Source organism: Streptomyces sp. NPDC055140 (assembly GCF_053607285.1).
Map to the genome: position 1 here is coordinate 612 of NZ_JBSGTG010000199.1, position 772 is coordinate 1,383.

Here is a 772-nt window from a genome sequence, read left to right on the forward strand (position 1 = left end):
GGTCAGACGGGGGCGGCGATCGGGTCTGGGTAAGGCCAGACCTCCATGTCGCGCGCGCCCTCGCAGATGAGGCGGTGGATCAACTCGCCGTCGGTGAGGAGACCTCCCGTCCAGCCGTCGGCGGTCGGTGCTCCCTGCCACCAGCGTCGGGCCAGTGCCTCGGCTCGTTCCTGGGCTGGGGCACGGACTAGGAAGCGAAAGGTGCGGCCTTCGGTGCTCTCCATCCAGAAGCGGTAGACGCGGCGGTGTAGAGGCACGCCCTGGTCTCCATCGGCGGTGAACGCCGCTTTGATGACGTGGCGGCACTGGGGGCTGTGCCAGGGCGTGAGGTCGTCGCGGTCGCGGCGATGGATGAGGCGTACGTCATCGAGGTCGTCCACGTGGGCGGTCGCCGACTGGGCGCGCTGGGCGTGGGGGAAGGAGCGGACCACGCCAGCGCGGTCTTCTCGCACGTCGGGGCTGATCTGGACGGTGCGGGCGGTGGGGTCGTAGGCGGTGACTCGGTAGCGCGTGGTGAGACCGGTGCGGGATTCGACGGTGGCGGCCGTGCCGATGGAGTCGAGCGGTGGTGTGGGGGTGGTGATGGGCTGGTCGGCCCAGGAACAGCCTGGGTACATGTCCGGTGGCGGTGGGGTCAGCATGGGGTCGCGGGTCCTTTCGGTGCGAGTGGAGCGCGGCCGTAGTGCCGGGCTCCAGGGGGCACCATCGGGGCCGGGCGGGCAAGCCATGCAACACCCGGGGCGGTGGGGGGGCTGCACGGACGGCACGATGC

The 772-nt window shown here is 71.1% G+C and carries 1 protein-coding gene; it reads right to left on the reverse strand.

Annotation, left to right across the window (positions count from 1 at the left end; genetic code table 11):
* Positions 1-2: 2 nt before the first annotated feature.
* Positions 3-641, reverse strand: a complete 639-nt coding sequence (locus tag ACWFR4_RS48970) for a hypothetical protein (RefSeq protein ID WP_453658481.1) — start codon at positions 639-641, stop codon at positions 3-5.
* Between the last annotated feature and the right edge of the window lie 131 nt (positions 642-772).

Bases quoted from the DNA above. Each gene is read 5' to 3' on its own strand.
- ACWFR4_RS48970 (WP_453658481.1), bottom strand. From the start codon at position 641: ATGCTGACCCCACCGCCACCGGACATGTACCCAGGCTGTTCCTGGGCC.